Raw genomic sequence first — 25,744 nt, 5'->3', positions numbered from 1 at the left:
TGTTTATGCATGATGGTTCGGTTTTTTATACTATTTTCCTAATCTTTGCAGGAGCTGCTGTCTTCTCGACTTTGGTGCTTTACACCAGGCAATCGCTTTTAGTAGCCTACATATTATTAGGCGCAGTTCTGGGGCCCTGGGGGTTAAAGCTTGTAGGTGATGTCAGCACTGTTCAGCAGGTTGGCGATATGGGCATAGTGTTTCTGCTTTTTTTGCTTGGCCTTCACCTGCAGCCGCAAAATCTGGTTCACATGCTTAAAAAGATCACCTGGATTGCACTGGTGAGTTCCATCTTTTTTGCTCTGGTTTCCTATCTGATTGGCCGCTGGTTTGGATTAACCAATATGGAGTCTGCGGTTCTGGGCGCAGCAATGATGTTTTCGAGTACGATTATCGGTCTGAAACTTTTACCTACAACCATTCTGCATCACCAGCATACCGGTGAGGTAATGATTAGTATCCTGCTTATGCAGGACGTCATTGCCATTATCGTTCTGATCCTGATTAATGGTGCACAGCAGGGCGGCGGGTACTCCGTCGATGATTTGGTTCTGGTGGGTGTCGCATTGCCAGCGTTAACCTTATTTGCCTTTGCGGTTGAGCGCTATATTCTGGTTAAGTTACTGGCCCGATTTGATAGAACCCAGGAATATGTTTTCCTGTTATCTATTGGTTGGTGTCTGGGTATGTCAGTGCTTGCCCAGGAAGTAGGGCTTTCTGAAGATATTGGCGCCTTTGTAGCTGGAGTTGCTCTGGCATCAAGTCCCATTTCACTTTACATTGCGGAAAGTCTGAAACCCCTTCGTGACTTCTTCCTGGTTATGTTTTTCTTCTCAATTGGTGCGACCTTTAATTTCGGGTTTGCAGCGCAAGTGATTATTCCCGCTTTGCTACTCTCTATTCTAATGTTAATTTTAAAACCTGTATTATTTAATTTTCTTTTGTTTAAGGCAGGTGAAAAGAAGAGCGTTGCCAAAGAGGTGGGGTTGCGCTTGGGACAGGCGAGTGAATTTTCTCTATTGGTAGGCAGTATAGCATTTAGTACCAAACTAATTTCGGAAGTGGCGACCAATTTAATCCAGGCAACCACAATTTTGACCTTTATCGTTTCTTCCTATTTAGTAGTATTAAAATATCCAACGCCGATAGCGTTGTCTGACAAGATGCGTAAGGACTAATATGAAATTGTTGATTATTGTACTTTCATTACTCAGTGAGCGTTATTTGATTCATTCGGTGTCACAGCATCGCTTTAATTGGTTCGGCGCTTATTTTCAGCGTATTGCGGGCATGCTTCCTAAGAGTGAAATTTTACAAAATTCTTATTTTCTTTTGGCTCTCGTTGTTTTGCCACCGGTTTTACTGCTTTGGTTGCTCTTGTGTTTAATTGGCCCCTGGTTCTTTGGTTTTATCGGATTATTACTGAATCTTTTTATTTTCTATTATTGCATTGGTCCTGAAAATCCTTTTTATCCCGTTAACTCAGACCCTGAACACTCTGATGGAGACAAAACAGCTGGTCATTATTTCTACCTGGTGAATAGTCAATTATTCGCGGTTATCTTCTGGTATATTGTGGCTGGTCCATTGGGACTTTTGTTCTACAGATTATTAACACTATCAGTGAAATATCAGCCCATTGCTCAGCCGGCAGCGTTAATAGTTAGCCTATTGGACTGGGTAACGGCAAGGGTTACTGTCATGCTATATCTACTGGTTGGAAATTTTCAGCGTGGATTTATCTTTTACAGAGAACGATTCCTGAGTGCCCCAGATACAAATGAACAATTTCTGAGTGAGGGTGGAATTTTTGCTGCAAAACTTCATGATGGAGACACCGTGAGCTTAACCAATGCTCAGACTTTGGTAGAGCATGCGCTGGTTGTATTTTTAGTGCTGATTGCTTTCTTTACTCTGGTTGCCTGGCTATAAAGAGAGTCTGCTTTTTCGTCAGGTAATTAAAGTTACTGAATATCAACCCAATTATGGAAAGTGAGTAATTTTATGAAACAGGTAGTTTTTGTATTAATGACATGTTTGTTATTCTTCGTTAGCGCATGCTCTGAGCATCGTGTGATCAGAGAAACCAATATTGAGTTTGAGAATTGCTCTCAGGGTTGTGAAATTAAACAAGAAAAATGCCAGGGAAGCTGCAGAAATAATTGTGTGCAATGTTCTGCTCATGCGAACCAGACGAGCAAACTCAGTTATCGTCAGTATCAGCGAGAACAGGTTATCCGGGGGGGAACTATTGCACGTCAGTTGAAATCTTACCGGGATCCACTACAATGCCGCAAAACAACTTGTAACTGCAAAGCAGATTACCAGGTTTGCATCCAGGCCTGTGGCGGAAAAATTCATAAGGAACTGAGAGCTGCCCCAGTTTGTTAATACATTAGATTTACGAGGAAACATTCATGGCGAATGAAATAAATACTGATATTGACCCTATAGAAACCCGTGAATGGCTGGATGCTTTACAGGCCGTGGTCAATAATGACGGGAATGAACGGGCTGCTTTTTTGCTGCAACAATTACTGAACAAAGCGAATGCAGAAGGTGTTGCCCTGGAAAATAAAATCCATACTCCATACCGCAATACGATAAAACCGCATGAAGAGCAATTGATGCCCCCCGATGAAGGCCTTGGAAAACGAATTGGCGCACTCATTCGCTGGAATGCTGTCGCTATGGTGCTTCGTGCTGGCAAGTATGCTCCTGAGCTGGGAGGTCATATTGCTTCTTATGCATCTTCCTCCACTTTATATGAAACCGGCTTTAACTATTTTTTCAAAGGCCCCAATGGCGAAAATGGCGGCGATTTGATTTATATACAAGGCCATTCTTCTCCTGGTATTTATGCTCGCGCCTTCCTTGAAGGACGTTTGTCAGAGCAGCAGTTAGCCAATTTTCGACAGGAAGTAGAGGTTGATGGATTATCATCCTATCCTCATCCCTGGTTAATGCCTGATTTCTGGCAATTTCCTACTGTATCAATGGGCTTAGGGCCACTGCAGGCTATTTATCAGGCGCGTTTTCTTAAATATCTCGAAAACAGAAGCTTAATCAAGTCTGAAGGCCGGAAGGTCTGGGCATTTCTGGGTGATGGTGAAATGGATGAACCCGAATCACTGGGTGCTTTGTCTATTGCCGCAAGAGAGAAACTGGATAATCTGATTTTTGTTGTAAACTGCAACTTGCAGCGCCTTGATGGCCCTGTTCGAGGTAACGGTAAAATAATTCAGGAGCTGGAAGGCATATTCCGGGGAGCTGGTTGGAATGTAATCAAAGTGATCTGGGGTGGTCGATGGGATAACCTGTTTGCCCGTGATAAAACCGGAATTATGCAAAAACGTATGGAAGAATGCGTTGACGGCGATTATCAGGCTTACAAAGCCAATAACGGCGCTTATGTCAGAGAACATTTTTTTGGACAGTATCCTGAATTGAAAAAAATGGTTGAATCCATGTCAGATGAAGAAATCTGGCGGCTCAACCGCGGTGGTCATGATGCGCAGAAAGTATATGCCGCTTATGCCGAGGCAGTTGAGCATAAAGGACGTCCCACCGTAATTCTTGCAAAAACAATTAAAGGCTATGGAATGGGGGCGGCAGGCGAGGGGCAAAATATAACCCATCAGCAAAAGAAAATGTCGATTGAGCAACTCAGGGCTTTCCGTGATCGTTTCAGTATTCCTGTCAGCGATGCAGAAATTACCGAGATTCCTTTTTATCGTCCTTCTGAAGATAGTCCTGAAATACAATATATTCGCAAACAGCGCGAAGCATTGGGCGGCTATCTGCCGGCACGTAATACCAGTGTTGAACCTTTGCTTGTTCCTGACTTGTCTGCGTTTTCTGCGGTGACTAAGGGAACGGGTGATCGTGAAATATCCACGACAATGGCCTTTGTCAGAATTTTGTCAGTTCTATTGAAAGACAAGGTGCTAGGTCCCCGGATTGTGCCAATAGTGCCTGATGAATGCCGGACCTTTGGAATGGAAGGCTTATTCAGACAAATCGGAATTTACTCTCCCGTGGGGCAGCTTTACACGCCAGTGGATCACGAGCAGGTGATGTATTACCGTGAAGCGCGTGACGGTCAGATTCTGGAGGAAGGTATTAATGAAGCGGGTGCGTTCTGTTCCTGGATAGCAGCTGGAACTTCTTATAGTTCCAACAAGTTAGCCATGATTCCTTTTTATATCTATTATTCCATGTTTGGTTTCCAACGGGTTGGTGATCTGGCCTGGGCTGCTGGGGATATGCAGGCACGCGGCTTTTTATTGGGCGGAACAGCGGGCCGCACGACGCTTGCAGGCGAAGGTCTGCAGCATCAGGATGGTCACAGCCATATCATGGCCTCAACAATCCCAAACTGTGTCAGTTACGATCCCACCTACGCCTATGAACTGGCAGTCATCATGCAAAATGGCCTTGAACGGATGTATACCAGACAGGAAAATGTATTTTATTACATCACAGTAATGAATGAGAATTATGTTCAACCTGATATGCCAGAGGGTGTGGAAGAAGGCATCATCAAGGGAATGTATTTACTGCATGCAAGTAATAAGAAGAAAGCGAAAGCCCATGTTCAGCTAATGGGTTGCGGTACTATCCTGCGTGAAGTCGAAAAAGCCGCCTCATGGTTACTTTCTGACTTTGATGTAAGTTCTGAAGTCTGGAGTGTGACAAGCTTTAACGAACTACGGCGGGATGGACTGGCGGTTGAACATTATAATCGAATGAATCCGGAACAATCTCCCAAGCAAGCCTATGTTACGCAATTACTCGCTGATCGAAAAGGTCCTGTTATTGCAGCTAGTGACTATATGCGTTTATATGCGGAACAGGTTCGCCCTTATATCAATGCGAATTATGTAACCTTGGGAACTGACGGCTACGGACGGAGTGATACCAGGGAACGTTTGCGCCACTTCTTTGAAGTGGATGCCAAATATATTGTCATTGCAGCCTTGGAAGCTTTAGTCAAGGACGGCAGTCTGCCAAAATCGGTTATGGCTGATGCGTTTAAGAAATATGGGATCAAAAAGGATAAGCCGAATCCTGTAACGCAGTAGGTTTTAAGTTAAGTTGTCCTTTCCTTGGGTATAGGTGGCAACTTAAGAGAAAACCCCCCGCCCAAGCTGGGAGAGGGCTAGGGTGAGGGTTGATTTAAAGCCCCTCTCTCTAACTCTCTCCCCTGAGGGGCGAGAGGATTTAAGGTGGAGATTAAAAAGAAATCCCCTCGCCCAAGTTGGGAGAGGGCTAGGGTGAGGGTTGGTTTAAACCCCTCTCTCTAACTCTCTCCCCTGAGGGGAGAGAGTTAGAGAGAGTTCCTTAAGAATTAAGCGTCTTAGTGCAGCATATGGGTGCTTCGTTAAGACAGTTTGACCAGTTTGCTGAGGAAAAATATGTCAGATGAGATGAAAGTTAAGGTTCCAGACATCGGGGGTGCGGCTGGTGTGGATGTCATTGAACTATTGGTGAAGCCTGGTGATGAGGTCCAAATCGATACACCTTTAATCACGCTGGAATCCGATAAAGCGAGCATGGAAATCCCCTCGCCTAAAGCCGGTAAGGTACACTCAGTGCTGGTTAATATTGGCGATAAAGTCTCGGAAGGGGATGATATTCTTGTTTTAACAGTTGATGAAGGCTTACCTGCTACAAAGCAAAGCGAAGAAAAAAAAGAAGAACCTGTCTCTAAAGCACAGGCTGAGACTAAAGCCGAAGAAAAGCCAACTATTCCACAAGGCACTTCATTGCTTGCGGTGAATATTCCCGATATTGGCGGTGCAACTGATGTTGATGTCATTGAAGTGATGGTTAGAGCAGGCGATTCAATTGAAAAAGATCAGGCTTTGATTACTCTCGAAGGGGATAAAGCCACAATGGATATTCCTTCTCCAGCAGAGGGCGTCGTTGAAAAGGTTGCTGTGAAAGTTGGGGATAAGGTATCGCAGGGATCTCTGGTCCTTACAATGAAATCCACAGAGCAGACAGAAGCGCCTGCACCTAAAGCTCAGGAAGAGAAACCATCGCTTGAGACAAAACCAGCTGAATCAGAAGTGAAGCAAGCGCCAGTTCGTGAAGAGAAAGTTGAAGAATCAGGCAGCAGTTCAGGTGTTTTTGCGGGTCCTGCGGTTCGTCGTTTAGCCAGAGAATTTGGCGTTGACTTAAAGCTTGTAAAAGGCAGCGGCAGAAAGGGACGTATCAGCAAAGAAGATGTTCAGAGTTATGTAAAAAGCCGTCTTGCAGAAAAGCCATCGAGCTCTGGATTTTCATTGCCGCAGGCACCGTCTATTGATTTTAGTAAATTCGGAGCGATCGAAACAAAGCCTTTGAACAAGATCAAGCGCCTGACTGGTGTTAACGTACACCGGTCCTGGATTACTATCCCTCACGTCACCCAGTTTGACGAAGCAGATATCACCGATCTGGAGTCATTTCGTAAATCAGAATCAGAGGCCGCCAGTAAATCCGGATATAAATTAACAGTGCTGGCTTTTGTTACCAAAGTAATTTGCAAAGCATTGCAGGTGTTTCCCCAATTTAATGCTTCATTAGATAGCAGCGGTGAGAACCTGATTTTTAAACAGTATTTTAATATCGGTATTGCTGTTGAGACGCCTAATGGTCTGGTTGTGCCTGTTATTCAGGGAGTAGACAAGCTTAATGTTGCCGGAATTGCATTGGAAATGGCTCGTTTGAGCACTAAAGCTCGCGAGAAAGGACTGATGCCTGCTGATATGAGTGGCGGCTGCTTTACCATATCAAGCCTGGGAGGTATCGGTGGAACAGCTTTTACTCCAATAGTAAATAGTCCTGAGGTCGCTATCCTTGGATTATCTCGTTCCAGCATTAAACCTGTGTTTGATGGAAAAGAATTTAAGCCGCGCTTAATGCTTCCGCTATCTCTATCTTATGATCACCGGGTGATCGATGGTGCTGAGGCGGCCAGATTTACTCGCTATATTGCAGACACATTGGCAGATATTCGGAGAGTTCTGCTTTAGACAATGTTATTAATAAATATTATGTGCTAAACGTTAAAAGAGGCGTCTAATGAGTGTAAATATGAAAGCGGAAGTGGTTGTTTTAGGCAGTGGACCTGGTGGTTACACGGCAGCGTTCAGAGCGGCGGATTTAGGTAAGAAAGTGATTCTGGTAGAGCGCTACAATAGCCTTGGAGGCGTTTGCTTAAACGTGGGTTGTATCCCTTCAAAAGCCCTGCTGCATATCGCCAAAGTGGTCGATGAAGCGCATGAAATGAATGATTTGGGAGTAAGTTTCAACCAACCTTCCTTCGATAACACTAAACTGGTTGGCTGGAAAAATAAAGTGATCGGCAAGTTGACTGGCGGCTTGAAGATTCTAGCTAAACAGCGAAAGGTTGAGGTCGTAACCGGAGTAGGGCGTTTTTCAGGTACTCATCAGATTACAGTGGAGAATGAAGGACAAACTACCGCGATTGATTTTGATAATGCGATTATTGCGGTGGGCAGTGAATCTGTTAAATTGCCGTTTATTCCTGAAGATCCAAGAATATTCAGCTCAACAGGCGCTTTGGAACTGGCAGATATCAAAGGCGATTTGCTCGTTCTTGGTGGTGGAATCATTGGGCTTGAAATGGCGACGGTGTATTCTGCCCTCGGGGTGAATGTGACAGTCGTGGAGTTCATGGATCAATTAATTCCGGGCGCGGACTCTGACTTGGTCAATGTTTTACAAAAACGAATGAGCAAGAAAGGCGTCAAATTCCTTCTTAAAACAAAAGTTACCGCAGTTGAGGCAAAAAAAGATGCCTTATATGTGTCTATGGAAGGTCAGCATGCCACTGAACAACCCATGAAATTCGCTCAGGTTCTGGTTGCCGTGGGAAGAAAACCTAATGGCGGCGCGATTAATGCTGGAGCTGCTGGTATCAATGTGGACGATAGAGGCTTTATTAAAGTTGATAACCAGATGCGTACCAATGTGCCGCATATTTATGCGATTGGCGACGTAGTAGGCCAGCCAATGCTCGCCCATAAAGCGATGCCCGAAGGAAGGGTAGCTGCTGAAGTAATATCAGGTTTAAAACACTATTTTGACCCAAAATGTATTCCCAGCGTAGCCTACACTGATCCTGAGATTGCCTGGACTGGTTTAACTGAGAAAGAAGCTAAGGAAAAAGGCATTTCCTATGAAAAGGCTGTATTTCCCTGGATGGCAAGCGGCCGTGCTCTAAGTATGGGCCGTGAGGAAGGGATGACCAAATTACTGTTCTGTCCTGATAGCAAACGAATTCTCGGAGCTGGAATTGTCGGGATTAATGCAGGCGACTTGATTTCAGAAGCTTCATTGGCAATTGAAATGGAATGTGATGTGGAAGATATTGCTTTAACAATTCATCCGCATCCAACGTTGTCTGAATCGGTTGCATTGGCCTCTGAAATATTCGAGGGTACAGTGACGGATTTGTATATGCCAAAGAAGAAAACTGGCTAGAAGCACTGCTATAAGTTAAGGAATCATTGTAGGTTGGGCCCTTGGCCCAACACAGGGCTTGAACCACTCCAGAGCTCAATGTTGGGCCAAGGGCCCAACCTACATGTAATTGCAGAATTCCTTTAACTTATGGCATTGTCTCTGACTTTCTCCCCGATGATTTTTAAAAGAAGATTCTTCCGCCGGCTCGGGAATGACACAGCTAAAGGATACCCGTGAAGTATTCAATACGGCCGATGAGGCTTGAAGATATTGATGATGTATATACCATTGAAACTCAGGGGCATAAAGCGCCCTGGAGTCGCGGTATTCTTGTTGATTGCGTACTGGTTGGTTATGATTGCCGGGTCATAGAGTCTATTAAAGAAAACCGGCAACAGATTCTGGGTTACAGTATTTGCCGTCAGGCATTCAATGTCTGTCATATTTTAAATTTGTGTGTTGCTCCTTCGTATCAACAGCAAGGCGTTGGGCGTCAGCTTTTAACGCAGTTACTTGATTTACCAGTTAGTCCGCTTATCAATACCTATATTCTGGAAGTCAGACCCAGCAATACGGGGGCTATTCAGCTCTATGAAAAAATGGGTTTTTTACGCGATGGAATCAAAGAGCATTATTATGATGATCAGGCTGGAGTTGAAGATGCCTGGCTTTATAAGAAAGTCATCGGCTAGTTAGTTCGTTAACTTATCCAGCTCTGGGTTTCTTATATTCATCAAGGATCTCATTAAACATTTTGGTGCTGGCAGTTGTCGTTTGAAACCAGTGAGCGTTTCGATGAGTGCCAATTAATTGCCGCTTGTCCGTTAACCAGTCTTCAATATGATGGATCAGTTTTGGATAATCACAGGCATAGTCCTGTGTGGTTTCATTATAAAGCTGCCTGATAGCCTCAAATTTATCACAGGTAATTGGATTATTATCTCCAATCTGAATCATTTCATCCAGACGACTATAGAGCCTCTTTGCAATAGCCAGAGTTTTGGGATGCATGTTTGTAAATGCATTTGGCGGAGGAGGTAGCAGAAAGAAATGATCCGTTTCAACAAGCCCTTCATTTAATTTCATGGACAAAGGCAGTCTGCGAAAGAAAAATCGTGAAACTCCTTTACCAAGATTATCCAATAGAGTGGCGCGACGGGTCATATCGACAGCGGTATGTCGGCAGGTATTCCGCTGGCTTATTTCACAGTAATCGGGTTTAAAGCCCTCCTCTGTATCCGGAGAGGTTAAGTCTCTCAGAAATCGATGCTGAAAAATGATTTCATCCTCATTTTCCTTAACTGGCTGAAACGCTGATAAGTACTTGCTGGTTACTTTTCTCTTTACTTGTTCGGAAGAAAATGTAGCCATTTCCGCCATATGCCGCTTATAACTCTCATAATCGATTTCAAAGGCTTTATAGGTTACCTCCTGCAGATAGGCGCCTGAAGTATTTAACAGGATTGATTCATCATACATAACCCCCTCCGCCTGCCAAAAAGCCATTTCACAACGGGTAGCATTTTTTTTCTTGTATTTACCGAATCCAGCAAGGATCAATGGAATGTTGTTATGAATAACACCCAGACAACTAAAGGAATGTGGATTGTCCTTCCTTTTACAGATAGCCACAAAAAATTTATCGTCAGGCTTAATCTTTAAGGAAAATTTACCATCGGAATCTGTAAATAAAGAGTGTTTCATGGAAAGTCCTGGTTTTTACACACATTACTATAACTCAAACTTCTTAAGAAACCCTTAAGCGAGATAAAGTTTTGTTAGCGCTTATGCCATCTGCTTTAAAAATTCCTGACAATGCAGCCGTTCATTTTCTCCTGCCAGATAAGTTTTGAGAGTCACGATTGCATTCTCATACTCCTGCTGCGTTAAGCTTCCCCGAATTAACTCAAAGCGGAGATAGACACAATAGGTATTGAGAACGTCCGTTTCACAATAGTCACGAATACTTTTTAATTGACCTGCCTGATATTGATCCCAGACTTTTGAGCCGCTCATTCCCATTTTACCGGGGAAACCCAGCATATGAGCAATGTCATCTAATGGTGCAGAGGCGCGGCTCTGATAAGCTGCGAGCACGTCCATCAAATCAAGGTGGCGATAATGAAAACGGTTAAGATAATTGTTCCAGCGAAAATTCTGCTGATTTTCTCCATACTCCCAATAGGTAGGGGCAGGAATTCCATGCAGCAAGGCGCGATAATGCAGGACCGGCAAATCAAAACCACAGCCGTTCCAGCTCACCAGAATAGGAGTATATTTGTCAATACCGGAAAAAAAACGGCTAATCAGTTCTTTTTCATCGGCCTGTTCATCGCCCAAAGACCAGACCCTGACCTGATTGTTATTCTGAATCACCGCTGAGATAGCGACTACTCTTTGCAGATAATGAGGCAGGAAATCATTCCCGGTCTTGGCACGACGTAAGGCAAACATCGCTTTGGCCGTCTCTTCATCACTGAGATTGTTCAAATGAAACAGCTTTCTGCCAGAATGCACATCGGGAACCGTTTCAATATCAAAGACTAAAACACTCATAAAGTACTTGATAAATAATAAATCTCAAATTTTAGCACAGTTATTGCTGCCAGGATATTTGTTCCTGTTGCCAAAGGAAAAACTCGATGATATTGCGAGACAGTGGGATTTTTGTTACTAATACGCTCATTTATACTAACATGACATGGTCTTTTAATATGAAACGCCTTTTATTGCTTGTTCCTTTTTTATTGCTCAGCGCCTGTGTCAGTACACCGCCGCCGCGAGATGTTAATAACGTTTGCAGTATTTTCAAGCAATACCCTAAATGGTATCTGGATGCAAAAGATGCTGAGCGTCGCTGGCGGGTGCCTGTGGCTGTTCAAATGGCGATTATTCATCAGGAATCCAAGTTTGATGCCAATGCAACGCCCAAGCGAACCAAATTGTTATGGATTATTCCCTGGAAGCGTCCTTCTTCTGCCTATGGCTATACGCAGGCTTTGCGTGCTACCTGGGCTCAGTATAAGAAATCAGATGGCGGGGTATGGGCGGCTCGTGATGATTTTACCGACGCAGTTGACTTCGTTGGCTGGTATGCTAACCAGGCTTATCGTCGTGCCGGAATCCAGAGAGATGACACCTATAATCTTTATCTGGCGTATCATGAGGGAATAGGAGGTTTTATGAAAAAAACCTATTTGCAAAAACCCTGGCTTATTGGCGTTGCCCGCAAGGTTAAAACCCGCGCAATGATCTATCAGGCTCAAATGGCGCGTTGTGGCCGTGGCTCATCTTATTATAGCGGGTATAAATAAGCGTCTATTATTAAAGGATAGAATAGGCTAATGCGGAGATTTCCGGATACCGCGGCTTGTTCGCGGAATCCAGAAAAAGTGCCTGTTAGTGACATTTTCATTCAGGCAAGTTAAAATAATAAAGCCGTTTGACGGATGTTGCCTTGAGTCGATAGCACAGTACTCTTCTTTAAAAGTTGAGGGCTGCTTTTCAAGTCTGGTCAAGCTTGAACTTTCCATGTAGGAGTCACGAATGCGTTTAATGTTATTAGGTGGGCCAGGTGCTGGCAAGGGTACTCAGGCAGTACGGTTAATTGAATATTTTGATATTCCGCAAATATCCACAGGCGACATGTTAAGAGCCTCTATTGCAGCCGGTACTGAATTGGGTCGAAGTGCCAAAGCGGTCATGGATGCAGGCAAACTGGTTTCTGATGACATTATTATTCGCCTGGTAAAAGAAAGGTTACAGCAGCCAGATTGTACAAATGGCTTTTTATTTGATGGATTCCCGCGAACTATTCCCCAAGCTGAAGCATTAAGAACCGCTCGTATACGTCTGGATCATGTGATTGAAATTGCGGTTCCCGATTCTGAAATTATCAGCAGACTTAGCGGGCGGCGTGTTCATCCAGGCTCAGGCCGTGTGTATCACATTCGATTTAATCCTCCCCAGACTGAAGGCCGTGATGACCTGACCGGTGAAACACTCATCCAGCGGGATGACGATAAAGAAGAAACGGTTAAGAGACGGCTTGAAATTTATCATCAGCAGACGGAGCCTTTGGTTCAATATTATCAGCAATGGGCGGATAGCGACAGTTCAGGTGCTCCGGCATTCCATAGAGTTTCTGGATTAGGAAGCGTTGATACCATTTTCTCCCGCATTCTGGAAGCTATCACGACTAAGGAAGAATCATGCTCAAAAGCGTGAACGAAGAGCAGCTGGATGTATTGATTAATCAGAAAGGATTGTTCCTGATTGATTTCTGGGCTCCCTGGTGTGCACCTTGCAAGCAATTTGGCAGGATTTATGAACAAGTAGCAGAGCAAAATCCAGATATCGATTTTGTAAAGATCAATATTGAAGAGCAGCCACAAATCGCAGACGCATTTCAAATTCGCTCTATTCCCCATTTAATGATTATTAAAGAAGGTATCGCTATTTATTCAGAATCAGGCAGTATACCCGAATCAACTCTTAAAGAATTACTGCAGCAGGCCCAAGACATCGATGTCAGCGAGATCCTCAATAAAATGAATCAAGATGAAGGCTAGAGATTAAAAATCAGGTGTAACCTAATCATGATCGCAAGACAGTAAAATTCAACAGTTTAGGAAGTTTTCTATGTCAACAACACAGACAGTATTGCTTGAGATTCAAAAAACTGATAAAAAAAGGAATAACTTTTTTAAGCGTCAAAATGAACTGCGTTCTGGTGCCCCCGCTCCAACTCCGCCTGATGGAAGTAAAACAGTTTTTGAAGATAATCAGAAGGATTCCAATAACCGCCCCGGTAGTTGCTGTGTGATCAGCTAACTCTGAACTAAATTTGAATAATAATAACTATATGATTTTATTGATTATTAAAAGATTCACTAAATATTTTCTCCCAATGCTGCTGGCTGCTTGTGCACATCAGCAATCTAATACTCCGGATCACTATGTGGTTAAAGGAAAAACATATCAGGTGATGAAGTCAGCCAAGCACTACAAAGCGAAGGGAGTTGCTTCCTGGTATGGTGGACGCGGACGGAATCAAAAAACATCTACTGGAGAGCGCTACAACATGTATGCAATGACAGCAGCTCATCCAACACTCCCGTTTGCTACCCGAGTGCGTGTCAAAAATCTGAATAATGGCCGCTCAATTGTGGTTCGCATCAATGATCGAGGTCCTTTTTTATCGAACCGATTGATTGATTTATCCTTTGCTGCCGCTAAAAAACTCGGCATAAAAGGTATCGCCCCTGTTGAAATTGAAGTAGTTTAAATTGAGCTTCATTCAAGACAATTTTATCACTCTTCTGGTTGTTTATACTGTAAGAGATAAGTACATAAGACTGATTTCTGCACGAAGGGCGAGCAAAAATGAAAGAAAATATTACAAAGACCAGAACTAAAGGCAAAACAGACTGGAAAAAAGTAAAATCCATGAGTGAAGAAGAAATCGCCCGAAACGCAAGTGAAGATGGCGACGCCCCTTTTCTGACAGATGCTGACCTTTCTGGCTTTAAACGAGTAACTCCTACCTCTAGTATTGATGTGAAGAAAATACGGAAGAACTTACACATGACCCAAGAAGATTTTTCACAGTGTTTTGGTTTTAATCTCAAAACACTACGTGATTGGGAGCAGCATCGTAGAGAACCCAGTGGCGCCGCTAAAAACTTACTAAAAGTTATTGAGCTAGAGCCGAAAGTAGTTCAAAGGGCATTGTCAACAAACTGAGCGGGTAATCATCAAAAACCTTTGATTGTTAATGTCACTCAGAGTCTGATTATCATTTGAACTTATAATTAACTGCACCATTAATTTGCCGAGCACTTTCTTCCTTCCCAAGCTCCTCGCTTTCAGTATTAACAGGATAAGGCGTGGGAATAAAAAACCGTGAGTTTTGAGCTCCCGCCGCTTTGTTATGGTAATATCCTAACAAATCCAGCATGTGCTTATCCTGTTTACTGTAAGCAATATTGAAAGGGCTGCGGTTTAAAGAATCGACAGTAGTCAGCTGCAGCAGGCTTTGTTCTAAAATAGCCTCAACAGCTTCATAGGCTGATTCATAAACGGCCCGGTGTATTGCAAAATAGTGATAATCTCCTACTATGAATGAAGTATGAGCGGCTTCACTTTGCAGTAGTTCGTTTATAATTTCTTTGCGCTGATTACAGCAGATAGCCCAGTGAAGAACCGATGGAATAAATGCAGGCTCTCCCTGACTCGTCTGCTGTTGAAAAAATTTCATCCCCAAAGAGAAAATACAATCAATAACCTGCTGAGTATACGTTTCACGAATACAACTCAGCAGGGAGCGTCCTGAGCTCTCTGTATAGAATAATAGGGGAAGCAGGCCTTCATACATTGAACTAACAAGCATCTTTTCTTTTGCATAAATAAACATATCTATGACATTGTCAGGGAGATTTTGATACTCCTGAGCGGCAATAGCTGTAAATTGAGTAACAAATGATAGAGATTGATCAAAACCTGCTGCCTGGATCACTGATGGACGGAAATGCTGGTTTAATTTTAAACGCCAGAACCCGTTGTTTCTAAGTACAGAATGATGTTCCGCACTTAAGGACGAGCACTGATAACGCGCTCTTAACCCATATCTGTATACCAGAAGGACATCTTTGGGAGCAAACTGTATCTCTAAAGGATTGAACCTCTCGGTATTCACTACTTTTTCAACTACTGGTTCTCGTGCCGGCACTTGGACACTCTTCGCTGTTAGCTCTTGTTGCTCTGGCAAGGTCTCAGCAGATGCAGGTGCAGAGGATTCAGCTTCCGGTAATGTTGCCTGTTCTGGAATAGAAACAGGTTTCCGTAAGGCGTTATGATAATCGGCAGAGCTGGTTTTAAGCGCATTAATAATTTTTTTGGCTGTGTTATTTATTTGCTCAAGCTTAACCACTTTGTCCCATGCTATTTTGCACATTAAGAACTGATCAATGACTTCGACTTCTTTGTTACCCAAAATTTTGCTTATACTGCTCAGAAGCGCTGTGCCGAACCAGGTTTTTGTTGCATAAAAGCGGCTGACTCGTTCATTCGATTTGCTCGTTTTAACCTGCCAGTAACTATTAATTTCCGGGGGTTGAATTTTTAGTTTGAAATAATCAGTTTCCCGCAGTACAACGTCGATAATCAGGTTTTGTGCTTCTCCAAAAATAAGGCCAATTGCTTTTTTCCAGGCTTCAATTTGCTGATCCGGGCTTGGATGAGTCGTAGACTTGTCTTTTTCTATCTTCGATGCTGTTGATTCAGTCAGTTTAGCCTCTGCCAGTTTCTGGCTGATTTGTTCAACTTTTTCAGGAACGGGCGCTTTGGCTGACGGCTTATTTTCTGGAATAATTATCCTTGATTTTGGAGCTGGAGGGTTGTCGTTGGTTGTCAGCTCTGGTGCTGGGGCAGCTGTTTGTTCAATACTTATTCGCGGGCTAAGTTGCTGCTCAACCTTATCAGGGACGGACGCTTTGGCGGCCTGCTTATTTTCCGTAATAACTAAACTTGCTTTTGGAGTGGGGGGATTGGCTTTGGAAGTTGGTGATGGCACAGCTATACTTATTCGCGGGTTCAAGTGCTGCTCATATGTTTTTTTTAGCTGATACGGCAGCCAGTCGATCAGTTTAGGATTTAAAGTAAAAAAACTTCGCCTGTCAGGCCTGCTCATTAAATATTCAGCAGGGGATAAATTATCAAGCTTGGAAAACTTTTGCAAAAAAAGTCTTTGCGTAATTAACGATACCAGTCGAGGTTGATTTTTGAAGTAATTGAAATGTTGCTCAAAAATAAGAAACAAAATAAATACCGGGAATTCGCCCCTAATGGTGTTTTCTTTAATTAAATTGTTCATCGCCTTGGATGAAATAGCATTTGTAATTTCCGGTCTGATCTCAAATAGTAAAATAGCCAGAGGATTTTTTAAGAGACAAGTCAAAACACTAACATTTGTTTTTTTGCCTTCAGCGTATATATAACTTTCCAGTAGGGCTTTCAGGGAAATTGTTGTATGGTGTTGGATGTAACCAATAAAACTGGTCAGAGTGTCTATGTTTGACTGGCAAAGTTTAATGCTACTGGCCAGATAGCCGTATAAGGCGAAATCTATGGTAAGCTTCGAGCGCATGTATTCCAGTTGTGAAATTAATGAGGTAACAGAGTTAACCGCTTCACAATTGTTAAGGCGCTCTAATGCGTCTTCGCGGCTTTTAACTGCCCGATTCGTTCTGGTTAGTTCAGGCATATAAAGAGCTGGATCGGCATCTAAAAGTTCCAAAAGTTCAGCATAAGAGGAAGTCGCCTTATCTATAGAGTTTTCTATTTTTGGAGCGGAATTACTGGCACAATCAGCTGTAGGTTGTGGCTGCATAATTTCTTGTTTTCGTGTTCCTGATGCTTCCGCTAAAACTTTGTAGGCTGTCAGGAGTAAAATACACTGTAGAATCGCCTGAGTTTCCTGACTATCTGTTATTGAGTTTTTCAAAGCATACAGCGCTTCAATAATCTTAAGCAAAGCTTCATATTTGCGGTCAGGAGCCTGATGGACGATTTCAAATATTTTTGATGCCGTTTTAGCGCTTAAATTTTTACGCAGGCAACTATCCGACGCGATTTGTCGATTGATGCTGAGTTGCCAGTTATGAAAGTGCATTTTAGCCAGCATTGTTAGTTTTTGCCGCTCAATTTGCTGGCTTAACTGCTCACATTCAGAAGCGTTGGTCAGGCGTTTAAAATCCGCTTCAACGGAACTCAATTGTTCAGGTGCTGATCTCTCATAGCTCGTAATTAATTGTTTTAATTCATCAAAAAGCATTATTAACTCGTTATTATGACTGCTGAAAATAATGGTAATCAGGTTTTACAAATTATTGGCAATCGAATAAAAATAAGGAAAAAAACAAATGCAAAAAGCGAGTCATTATATTAATTAAATATTAACTAAACCTTAAGCTGTTTTCGTTTTGAAAAAGTATACCACATTATTGCTTTAAACACGTTCTATATGTATCAAATAAGCTCATCTTGTGATAAGATTCGCTACTATGTCTGACATTGGATCGAAACCAGGTCTGACTTATAACGCTTATGAAAACGCATTATTAAAGCCTGCCAGTAGTATAAAGTTAAAAGGTTAAGTATGAACTATTTTGATGAAATTTATAAACTTGCTATTGAAAACAAACCTGAAGATTTGAAAGCATTTATTTTTAAACACAATATCAGTATTGATATTCGTAAAAAAATAGTTAATACAGAGGCAACCCCTCTAAACCCTGAAGATCCTGAAAATCCCGTTTGGCCAGGAATTATTGTATCAGCGGCAGAGCTACTCACTTATGAAGGAAAAATAGACGCTGCCAATCTGCTTATGCATCTCGGAGCCAACCGTGACTCGATTGTACGGGGAGCAGCAAGAGCCAACAATACAAGGTTGGTAGAATGGATGCTTACATATAGAAATGCCAACATCACTACGGCTGCTCAAGGGTATGCACTGCGTGGTAACCGAGATGAAGCAAGAAAACTGATAGAAAAAGGGGCAAGGATTGATGGAGTTGCCATAAGTGCAATTCAAGGAAATGACTCTCATTTTGTAGATGAACTGTTTGCTATGCTGGCCGACATCAATATAATGGCAGAAGCTGCCGCAACCTGTGGGGATTGGAAATCAGTAAATCTTCTCCGTTCACTGGGTGCAAGTGAAGATTCTATTACACTGGGTATCGCCAGTGGCGGCTGGATTGATAAATTACCCTCAATTGATAAAAACGTCAGTATCAATTTAGTTGCCAAAGGGTTGGCGCGAGCAGGGCTTATTGATTTGGCCAAATCCCTGCTGGACCAAGGTGCAAGCCTCGAAGCAGTCGCAGATGGTGCCAAACAGGCAGGCTATGATTTCCTGGCAATGGAATGTCGTGCGCGTATTGATTACCATGAAATTATTTGCCGTCTTGCTGAAGAAGGAAAGGAAGCAGAGTTAATAGATTTGTTGAAAGACCCATTGGTTAGCATTGACGTGCGAAAGCAGGGAACTGATTGGACTCCTGCAGAAGTGTTAGCCTCGCAAAAAAAGGTGGATGCGGTCAAATTACTGATCAAACTAGGAGCGAATATTCATTTGGCAGCCAGAGGCGCTGCGCGCATTGGTGATGTTGAAGCCACAGAGGTGCTCAGGCGCGAATCAAACACTTGTATTCATCAGATTGCTAAGGGCGCAGGTGAGAATGGTGATCCGGTTTTTACCAATTGGTTATTAAATCAGGGAGCATGTACTTCAGCGATTGCTGAAGGCGCGGCAATAAAAGGAGATGGAGATAAAGTCTCAGAGATGCTATTGAAAAAGGCTAGTTTTAAAGCAGTTTTACGAGGGTATTTACAGGGAAAACATATAGAACCGATACTAACTTACTATAATAACCCCCATAACTACGGCAATCGGACTTTTTTGGCTACTTATGCTGCTGCAAGTGGTTTACACGAATTAGCTTACGAGCAACAGCAAGCGGGAGTTGAGTTTAAGTATATTGCTATGGGACTGGCCAAAGGCGGATATATCAATGAACTCTTGCCATTGATAGACCAGATAAGCGACATCAGTGAGGTTGCTGCCGCAGCCGCTCTCAGCGGTCATTTGTATTTAGCAGAGATCTTGCGAAGAAAAGGTGCGGACATAACCACGCTTGCCGTAGGCGCTATAAAAGGCGGACAAGTTAAATACGCTGAATTTCTGCGTTTATCGGGAGCTGATATCCACAGGATTGCAGCAGGGGCCGCTGAGGTAGGAAACATTGCTTATGCTGAGGAACTGCGTCTACTGGGAGCTGATATAGATCATATCGCTCATGGAGCTGCCAGAGGACGTCAGCGTGCTTATGCAGGAGCATTGCGTGAGCTCGGTGCTGACAAGCTTACAATTGTCTCGGGCGCTATACTGGGGGAGGACTGGGAATATGCAGAATACCTAGGGACGCTTGGTGTTGAGTTGAGTCATTTAGCTCGTATGGCTGCTTATTACGATTACCAGGAATATGCCGAATTCCTAAGAGCAAAAGCAAAAGGGATGAACCTTGATCTGACTGATCAAATGGCTGAAGCTGCAGCCCACGGTGGAAATATGTACTATACCTTGTTTTTAAAGAATAACGGTGCCAATTGGGCTGCAATTATGAGGGGGGCTGAAAAAGCGGGTATCGATTTTCTTAACTATATCAGGCCATTCCTTAATCACTCTGAAACAGAGGCCCATCAGGGAGCAGTGTTCCCTGCTGTGGATGTAAATCCTGTATCGGATATTTTGTCCGCTGATATTGCAACTCTGGATAGAAGCCCAGGGCCAATGACTCTGGAAGTTTTTGATGTTAGCACACTTCGATTTTCTGAGTCTGACTCATCCAGTCAAATTATTATACAAGATGACTCCGAAGAAGAGTGGCTATCCCTTCGATTTCCTGAGTCTAGCTCATCCAGTCCAATTATTATACAAGATGGCTCTGAAGAAGAGTCGCTATCCCTTTGGTTTCCTGAGTCTAACTCATCCAGTCCAATTATTATACAAGATGACTCTGAAGAAGAGTTGCTATCCTTTTCTGAAAATAGAAAACGATCGAGCGAACCTTCTTCCGCAACTGCAGCCCTCGATATTTCTCATGTTATGGAGCAGCAGCAGGAACTTCCTGAATCCAGGGAACAGAGTCCCATCCCATCCTTCCAGGGGAGCAAGGAGAATCAATCCATACTACAAAAGAATAAGCGATTGAGCGAGTCTTCAGCAGCAGAAGATATGCAATCAAAAAAACGAAGTAAGAAAACCAAAGATCCATCGCGGATAAAAAAAGCAAATGAAAAAAATGCCCTGTTTAGTGCGAAATATTCGCAGACATTTGAACGCATACCGGAAATCCCTTTTTTATTAAAGAAATCCCGCCGCAATATTAACTATTCCGGGGCATTCCAGTTCAAATCCCTTGATTCCTTCAAACAGACAATGGATGAACCTGAGTTTACTCATGAAATTAGCAGTGGTGGGTCAAAATTTCGACTAGTCAGCCGCAGAAATGATTTGCCGTCATCCGATGAGACAGTGACCTTCGTGTTTGCAGGACGTAAGCACGAAGCGATGATCCCTGACCCCAGTATGCTGGGCGATAAGCAGCGTCTGTTAGTGGTGGTCAGCGCTTATGAATATGAGAATCTGAGCGATCGAAATAAGCCTGAAAATGTCGAGTTTTTAATTACAGACGCTCTAAGTTATAAAACACACGGCAATTACCATCCAGAAGATATACAAACGCGCCGTCTGACGGCATTTATGCTCTCGTATTTATGGAAACTCAAGCATTGTGTTTACCTTGATGACAATCTTAGTCAGATACAAGCCACAGAGGAGTTTTGCGATGTTTCGACATGGTCTGGAATAACGAAATCGCTTGCCGCCGCACGAGAAAACGATAAGGCGATTATCTGTGGCATGCAAACTTTATCCTTTAAACGGTTTTACTTTTTAGAACCAGACTATGGATATAAGCTGTTTGATTTTGATTTTGAGCAGGCAGCCCGGGTTTTAAAATTACAAACTGCTGAGGATGTGTCTATTCTGGCATACCCTGGAGTGCATTCTCGCTTGTGTATGCAAGACTTTTATTTTCAAATGATTATTGATAATGCGCTGGAAGAAGCAAGAAAGGAGAGTGGTGACCAGGATAATGAATTAGCCAGAAACCTTCTGCATTTACCTGGACTGAAGTCAATCAGCTTAACGCGCTCAAAGAAAGTTAAAAACCAGGCAAAAGCAAATGCAGGTGGATATATTGAGCAGATCCTGGCTATTCAGACTGAGGACTTTCCTCCTGTGGGATTAAGCCCATTTTATAATCGACTGATGAAAAAAAGTCTTTCACATATGAAAAGTGAAATCGAAAGAAGTTTTAAATCGGTAGAGAAACAAAAACGCCAAGTTGAAACTCGCGATTTCCGTTCAATAGTGGAAGCGAATAATCAACCGAAATCAGACTCTAATCCTAATCTTAGAGAGTCCTTTGATGGGGGAGAACCGGAAGAATATGAGAAGCCGAATCTCCTCGCCAAACAAAAAAGATATGCGAAATCAGCTGCTCCATGTAATGAGACATTTCTCCAGAAACAATGGACTGGATCCAGGCTTAATTCACTTTTTGACCCCCATAAACTGGAAGAGTTCTTAAAGGAAGAAAAAGTATATCTTTATCCCTACCAGGCTGATGCGCTAAGAGCTGTAAGTCAATGCGACTCATCAAACGGAGTGGTCCAAATCACAACCGGCGGAGGGAAGACACTGACTGCTATTCTGATGCTCATCTACCTTTTTAAAAATAATCCTCATGCTGTGTTTCATATTGTGGTGCCCACACTTCAACTGGTAGATCAATATCATAAAGAGTTTATGGCAGTTCTGGAAAGGCTAGGGAAGTTTGCAGAAATTAAGCCAAAGAATGTGATTCCAGTCGATAGCAAAGAAAATGCAGTAACAATTAAATTGCTTCACAAGAATAAACCCCTAAGGGAAGAGGCAAGCGTTCTGATATTCTGTAAAGCCAGCTATGCAAAATTTGTCAGTGCACCGGATGATATCCTGAAAAAGCACCGTAAACCTTTGCTCACTGTCCTGGATGAGCATCATCTTTATCAGAAAGATGCTCAACGCATAATGGAAAGCGGGGTAACCTCGCTGGGCTTTTCAGCAACGCCGGGAAATTCGGTTAAACCACTATACGTGTTTACGCGAACGGATTCTCGTAAAGCGGGTAAAACAGCCCCGCTGATAGTGGGGCGTTTGCCTTATTCACTGGCTATTGATTCGGCCGAAAAATGTCAAAAAATTGCGGCTTTAATTAAAGAGCATCGCCATCCGATGGGTAAGGCACTCGCTTCCTACAAAGGCATCATTTATACTTCGAGTATTCAAGAAGCGAAATTATTAACAGCTGCAATCAATGAAGGAGCAGGAACTAAACTCGCCAAGCCGATTCACTCAAATGTCAAAAAGAATAAGGATTGGATTGAGCTTTTCTATAAGCGGCCAATGGACCAGCCTGGGATTCTGGTCGTCGTTAACATGTTAGGTACGGGTTACAATGACAAGAATGTGGCCTGGGGCCTGTATGCGAAAGAAAAAAACCCGGAAGAGAGTCAAAATAAAGGTTGCTCTGTTGATATTCGTACAAAGATTGATAAGCGCTCACAGGAGGTGGGTCGTAGTTTACGCATTCCCCCGGAATTTCCAAATAAAATTGCCTATTATCTGACTGGATTAGGAGTGCCGCTAAATGACGATGAAGTGTTTAATGACGAAGATGCTTTAAGAAATGCACATCCTGATTATTATAAACATAATCTACAAGTGATATACCTGGAACTTTTAAACGCAATCGAAACTCCACGGCCCTTTAAGCATTATTCGCCCATGTTTCAGTATGATAAGTTGAGCCCGCTTTGCAGTTTATCCAAAAATCTGATGCTGTTATTAAAAGCACTGGTTAGCGAAAACGAGGAATGGAGCAGAGGTCTGCTTGAATTGAACCAGGGGCTTAAAAGAAGCTGGAGAGACCAATGGGGTAAGGAATTCAATCTTTTGGAGATATTTATTAACGAGGCCATTGGAGCATCCCTGCGCCTCCGAAATGCCTCGCAAAAAGATCCCTTGAAAGACGCTTTGTTTAATACGGAAGTCTTCGATAAGTTATTGGACTTGCTGAGCAGACAAACTCCGGAGTTTTTAATGGAGTTGATGGCAAAAACCAGTCTGAAGGAGTTATTAAAAAGAGTTGATCCCCAGTATAGTATTATCCTGCAAAAATATAGCAGCCTGAATGTTGGAGAGTCTGCTGACATGACTTTATCCTGGCCAGATCACATACGAATAAGGACCACTACAACGGTATCCTTGTCATCGAATCGCTACAGTTTTGCGAATTTGCAGGCGACCTCAAGATCAGGAGAGGGACTGAGCAGGAGGGATGAGAAGACAGAAGATACTGGGTTTGGCTCAACTTACCAGTAAAGGGTAATCAATAGAAACTGTGTCATACCATGTCGTCTCGAACGCAGTGAGAGATCTCCCAGATTCTGGTTTGTGCCAGCATTCGGAGATCTCTCACTGCGTTCAAGATGACGGCGTGCCGGTGAGTAATGACACAGTTTAATGAACACTCTCCGGTGTCCAGTTCTACACACTCTGATACTATGCTAAAATTTCAATTTGTATAACTAATCTCAAAATATCAATGCAAATATGGATCGATGGCGATGCCTGTCCAAAACCGATTAAGGAAATCGTATTTCGGGCAGCAATCAGAACTCAGCGCTTACTCATGATTGTCTCAAACCATAATCTGACTATTCCTGCCTCCCCCTTTATCAGAAAACATCAAGTGGGTGCGGGGTTTGATATGGCCGATAAATACATTGCAGAAAATATAGAGCCTGGTGATTTAGTGATTACCGCTGATATTCCACTGGCGGATATAATAATCACTAACGGAGGTTTTGCTTTAAATCCGAGAGGAGAGATGTATACAGCAAACAATGTAAAAAGCCATTTGTCGATGCGTAACTTTAATGAAGTCTTGCGCGGTGCGCAAATGCTCTCTGGCGGTCCGCCTAAAATAAGCGCCAGAGAAATCCAGAGTTTTGCTAACGGTCTCGATCGATTTTTAGCGGGTAATGTCAAATAAACTGAGACTATTCTTGCGAACGATTGCAATACCTCTCCAGTTTGATTTTTTCCTCAACCGAGAGCTCAAGCCCCAGTTTGGTTCTTCGCCATAAAATATCATCGGCGCAGCTTGCCCATTCCTGATTCATTAAATAATCCACTTCTTTAGTATAAAGTCCATGACCAATTTCCGATCCAAGATCATTCATTTTTTTACAGCCCGCCAGAAGCAGCTCGGTTCTGGTTCCATAGGTTCGCAGGTAGCGGCTGAGTATACCAGGGGCAAGCCAATGATACATTTCCCTTGCATGAAATTGATATTCATTAAAGGACATCGATTCTAGTTTCGCACCAGGAAGAGCTGCTTTTGAACTGCCTGATGCAGGTAAACCGGGAAAAACCGGCTTTAGCTGATCAATCGTTTCAGTAGCTAACTGGCGATAGGTGGTAATTTTACCCCCGTAAATAGAGACTACTGGCGCAGGTGAGTAATTCATATGAAAAAGATAGTCCCTGCTTAATGCCTGAGGGCTTTCTCCCAGCTTGAATAGTAGAGGACGAACCCCGCTCCAGGTATTGATAATATCGCCGTGTGTCAGATGATGCTTAAAATAACCGCGAACGAGCTTAAACAGATAGTTTATTTCAATGGGAGAAATGGCTACGTGATCCAAATCGCCTGAAAATGGCACATCGGTGGTGCCAATCATGGTATGACCATAATAGGGAATTACAAAAACGATGCGGTTATCCGTATTTTGCAATAGATAGGCGTGATCTCCCTCATAGAGTTTGGGAACGACGAAATGACTGCCCTGAACCATCGATATTTTATATTCAGATTTAATTCCAAGAAGGGTATTCAGCGATTCCACCCAGGGGCCTGCTGCATTGATTACCGCCTTGGCCGTGATGGTTTCAATCGATTGATTTTTACTGCGTATGCGCAGTGTCCATTGATTATCATGGGCTTCGGCAGCACATAATTCCGTTTGAGGTAAAATGTGTGCACCATGTTCTCTGGCAAGCAATGCATTGACCAGGGTTAGACGGGAATCATCCGTAGTACAGTCCGAAAATAAAAAGCCCTTGTTAAATTCCGGATTGAGCGCGCTGAAATAATTCGGGCTTTTGTTGCGCTTAATTAAACGGCTTTTGGGTAATTTATTTTTACGACTGAGATTGTCATATAAAAAAAGACCAGTACGTAAAAGCCAGGTCGGGCGCATGGATTGCAGATAGGGCAGAACAAAGGTAGTAGGGTAGACAAGATGTGGAGCAAGACTGATTAGCAATTGTCTTTCGTCCAGTGCCTTTTTTACCAGAGAGAAATCATAATATTCGAGGTAGCGCAGGCCCCCGTGAATTAATTTACTGCTGTTTGAGGAGGTTTTTGAGGCAATATCATCTTTTTCCAGCAAAACTACGGAAAGTCCGCGCAATGCCGCATCCGCTGCGATACCACAGCCATTAATCCCTCCGCCAATCACCGCCACATCATATCCTTCAACCATGTATTTTGCTCTCCGTAAAAAGCGTATAGAATTATTTCCAGGG

General features: G+C 43.0%; 19 protein-coding genes. 15 read left to right on the top strand and 4 right to left on the bottom strand.

The features are described 5' to 3' along the window. Window positions 1-5 precede the first annotated feature (5 nt). The 7 genes from LXA66_RS03645 to rimI all read left to right on the top strand — a co-directional run bounded on the left by LXA66_RS03645 (window position 6) and on the right by rimI (window position 9,170). A complete protein-coding gene (locus LXA66_RS03645; protein WP_233011960.1) occupies window positions 6-1,178 on the top strand; it encodes a cation:proton antiporter in 1,173 nt (390 codons plus the stop codon). 1 nt (window position 1,179) lies between these two features. Continuing rightward, a complete protein-coding gene (locus LXA66_RS03640; protein ID WP_233011959.1) occupies window positions 1,180-1,932 on the top strand; it encodes a hypothetical protein in 753 nt (250 codons plus the stop codon). 72 nt (window positions 1,933-2,004) lie between these two features. After that, complete coding sequence (locus LXA66_RS03635) at window positions 2,005-2,391, top strand: acyltransferase (protein ID WP_112218598.1); 387 nt, start codon at window positions 2,005-2,007, stop codon at window positions 2,389-2,391. A 26-nt stretch (window positions 2,392-2,417) separates the two neighbouring features. Further along, window positions 2,418-5,084 (top strand): pyruvate dehydrogenase (acetyl-transferring), homodimeric type, encoded by a 2,667-nt coding sequence (aceE, locus tag LXA66_RS03630; RefSeq protein WP_233011958.1) that lies wholly within the window; start codon window positions 2,418-2,420, stop codon window positions 5,082-5,084. A gap of 333 nt (window positions 5,085-5,417) precedes the next feature. Next, complete coding sequence (gene aceF / locus LXA66_RS03625; RefSeq protein ID WP_233011957.1) at window positions 5,418-7,022, top strand: dihydrolipoyllysine-residue acetyltransferase; 1,605 nt, start codon at window positions 5,418-5,420, stop codon at window positions 7,020-7,022. Between the two features lie 49 nt (window positions 7,023-7,071). Next, window positions 7,072-8,496, top strand: a complete 1,425-nt coding sequence (gene lpdA / locus LXA66_RS03620; RefSeq protein ID WP_233011956.1) for a dihydrolipoyl dehydrogenase — start codon at window positions 7,072-7,074, stop codon at window positions 8,494-8,496. 215 nt (window positions 8,497-8,711) lie between these two features. Continuing rightward, complete coding sequence (gene rimI, locus LXA66_RS03615) at window positions 8,712-9,170, top strand: ribosomal protein S18-alanine N-acetyltransferase (protein WP_233011955.1); 459 nt, start codon at window positions 8,712-8,714, stop codon at window positions 9,168-9,170. Window positions 9,171-9,183: 13 nt separating this feature from the next. Here rimI and LXA66_RS03610 read toward each other — a convergent pair whose 3' ends face one another. Together LXA66_RS03610 and LXA66_RS03605 are read right to left on the bottom strand one after the other, a co-directional pair. Then, window positions 9,184-10,182: a hypothetical protein gene (locus LXA66_RS03610; protein WP_233011954.1), complete on the bottom strand. Its 999-nt coding sequence runs from the start codon at window positions 10,180-10,182 to the stop codon at window positions 9,184-9,186. Window positions 10,183-10,263: 81 nt separating this feature from the next. Continuing rightward, a complete protein-coding gene (locus LXA66_RS03605) occupies window positions 10,264-11,034 on the bottom strand; it encodes a 3'-5' exonuclease (RefSeq protein WP_233011953.1) in 771 nt (256 codons plus the stop codon). A 158-nt stretch (window positions 11,035-11,192) separates the two neighbouring features. Here LXA66_RS03605 and LXA66_RS03600 point away from each other — a divergent pair, with 158 nt between their 5' ends. From LXA66_RS03600 to LXA66_RS03575, 6 genes are all read left to right on the top strand, one after another. After that, window positions 11,193-11,792 (top strand): transglycosylase SLT domain-containing protein, encoded by a 600-nt coding sequence (locus LXA66_RS03600; RefSeq protein WP_233011952.1) that lies wholly within the window; start codon window positions 11,193-11,195, stop codon window positions 11,790-11,792. 232 nt (window positions 11,793-12,024) lie between these two features. Further along, entirely contained in the window at window positions 12,025-12,705 is a 681-nt protein-coding gene (gene adk, locus LXA66_RS03595; RefSeq protein ID WP_112218591.1) for an adenylate kinase, read from the top strand. Then, on the top strand, window positions 12,690-13,049 hold the full coding sequence (locus LXA66_RS03590) for a co-chaperone YbbN (RefSeq protein ID WP_255665164.1): 360 nt from the start codon (window positions 12,690-12,692) through the stop codon (window positions 13,047-13,049). The genes adk and LXA66_RS03590 overlap by 16 nt, the downstream gene beginning before the upstream one ends. Before the next feature lie 70 nt (window positions 13,050-13,119). Beyond that, complete coding sequence (locus LXA66_RS03585) at window positions 13,120-13,311, top strand: hypothetical protein (protein ID WP_233011951.1); 192 nt, start codon at window positions 13,120-13,122, stop codon at window positions 13,309-13,311. Window positions 13,312-13,342: 31 nt separating this feature from the next. Further along, on the top strand, window positions 13,343-13,765 hold the full coding sequence (locus tag LXA66_RS03580) for a septal ring lytic transglycosylase RlpA family protein (protein WP_233011950.1): 423 nt from the start codon (window positions 13,343-13,345) through the stop codon (window positions 13,763-13,765). Between the two features lie 98 nt (window positions 13,766-13,863). Beyond that, a complete protein-coding gene (locus LXA66_RS03575; RefSeq protein WP_233011949.1) occupies window positions 13,864-14,223 on the top strand; it encodes a DNA-binding transcriptional regulator in 360 nt (119 codons plus the stop codon). Window positions 14,224-14,275: 52 nt separating this feature from the next. Here the strand turns inward: LXA66_RS03575 and LXA66_RS03570 are convergent, their stop codons facing one another. Further along, complete coding sequence (locus LXA66_RS03570; protein ID WP_233011948.1) at window positions 14,276-17,311, bottom strand: hypothetical protein; 3,036 nt, start codon at window positions 17,309-17,311, stop codon at window positions 14,276-14,278. Between the two features lie 324 nt (window positions 17,312-17,635). Here LXA66_RS03570 and LXA66_RS03565 point away from each other — a divergent pair, with 324 nt between their 5' ends. Together LXA66_RS03565 and LXA66_RS03560 are read left to right on the top strand one after the other, a co-directional pair. Then, on the top strand, window positions 17,636-23,533 hold the full coding sequence (locus LXA66_RS03565; protein ID WP_233011947.1) for a DEAD/DEAH box helicase family protein: 5,898 nt from the start codon (window positions 17,636-17,638) through the stop codon (window positions 23,531-23,533). A gap of 223 nt (window positions 23,534-23,756) precedes the next feature. Then, window positions 23,757-24,206 (top strand): YaiI/YqxD family protein, encoded by a 450-nt coding sequence (locus LXA66_RS03560; RefSeq protein ID WP_233011946.1) that lies wholly within the window; start codon window positions 23,757-23,759, stop codon window positions 24,204-24,206. 7 nt (window positions 24,207-24,213) lie between these two features. Here LXA66_RS03560 and glpD read toward each other — a convergent pair whose 3' ends face one another. Then, window positions 24,214-25,701 (bottom strand): glycerol-3-phosphate dehydrogenase, encoded by a 1,488-nt coding sequence (glpD, locus tag LXA66_RS03555; RefSeq protein ID WP_233011945.1) that lies wholly within the window; start codon window positions 25,699-25,701, stop codon window positions 24,214-24,216. Window positions 25,702-25,744 lie beyond the last annotated feature (43 nt).

This window comes from Legionella sp. 16cNR16C (genome assembly GCF_021297775.1).
Lineage (GTDB): Bacteria > Pseudomonadota > Gammaproteobacteria > Legionellales > Legionellaceae > Legionella_C > Legionella_C quinlivanii_A.
Note: the sequence above shows the minus strand (reverse complement) of the source record. Positions and strands in the feature narration are given on the sequence as shown.

Bases quoted from the DNA above. Each gene is read 5' to 3' on its own strand.
- LXA66_RS03645 (WP_233011960.1), top strand. From the start codon at position 6: ATGCATGATGGTTCGGTTTTTTATACTATTTTCCTAATCTTTGCAGGA.
- LXA66_RS03640 (WP_233011959.1), top strand. From the start codon at position 1,180: ATGAAATTGTTGATTATTGTACTTTCATTACTCAGTGAGCGTTATTTG.
- LXA66_RS03635 (WP_112218598.1), top strand. From the start codon at position 2,005: ATGAAACAGGTAGTTTTTGTATTAATGACATGTTTGTTATTCTTCGTT.
- aceE (WP_233011958.1), top strand. From the start codon at position 2,418: ATGGCGAATGAAATAAATACTGATATTGACCCTATAGAAACCCGTGAA.
- aceF (WP_233011957.1), top strand. From the start codon at position 5,418: ATGTCAGATGAGATGAAAGTTAAGGTTCCAGACATCGGGGGTGCGGCT.
- lpdA (WP_233011956.1), top strand. From the start codon at position 7,072: ATGAGTGTAAATATGAAAGCGGAAGTGGTTGTTTTAGGCAGTGGACCT.
- LXA66_RS03610 (WP_233011954.1), bottom strand. From the start codon at position 10,182: ATGAAACACTCTTTATTTACAGATTCCGATGGTAAATTTTCCTTAAAG.
- LXA66_RS03605 (WP_233011953.1), bottom strand. From the start codon at position 11,034: ATGAGTGTTTTAGTCTTTGATATTGAAACGGTTCCCGATGTGCATTCT.
- LXA66_RS03600 (WP_233011952.1), top strand. From the start codon at position 11,193: ATGAAACGCCTTTTATTGCTTGTTCCTTTTTTATTGCTCAGCGCCTGT.
- adk (WP_112218591.1), top strand. From the start codon at position 12,025: ATGCGTTTAATGTTATTAGGTGGGCCAGGTGCTGGCAAGGGTACTCAG.
- LXA66_RS03590 (WP_255665164.1), top strand. From the start codon at position 12,690: ATGCTCAAAAGCGTGAACGAAGAGCAGCTGGATGTATTGATTAATCAG.
- LXA66_RS03585 (WP_233011951.1), top strand. From the start codon at position 13,120: ATGTCAACAACACAGACAGTATTGCTTGAGATTCAAAAAACTGATAAA.
- LXA66_RS03580 (WP_233011950.1), top strand. From the start codon at position 13,343: ATGATTTTATTGATTATTAAAAGATTCACTAAATATTTTCTCCCAATG.
- LXA66_RS03575 (WP_233011949.1), top strand. From the start codon at position 13,864: ATGAAAGAAAATATTACAAAGACCAGAACTAAAGGCAAAACAGACTGG.
- LXA66_RS03570 (WP_233011948.1), bottom strand. From the start codon at position 17,311: ATGCTTTTTGATGAATTAAAACAATTAATTACGAGCTATGAGAGATCA.
- LXA66_RS03565 (WP_233011947.1), top strand. From the start codon at position 17,636: ATGAACTATTTTGATGAAATTTATAAACTTGCTATTGAAAACAAACCT.
- LXA66_RS03560 (WP_233011946.1), top strand. From the start codon at position 23,757: ATGCAAATATGGATCGATGGCGATGCCTGTCCAAAACCGATTAAGGAA.
- glpD (WP_233011945.1), bottom strand. From the start codon at position 25,701: ATGGTTGAAGGATATGATGTGGCGGTGATTGGCGGAGGGATTAATGGC.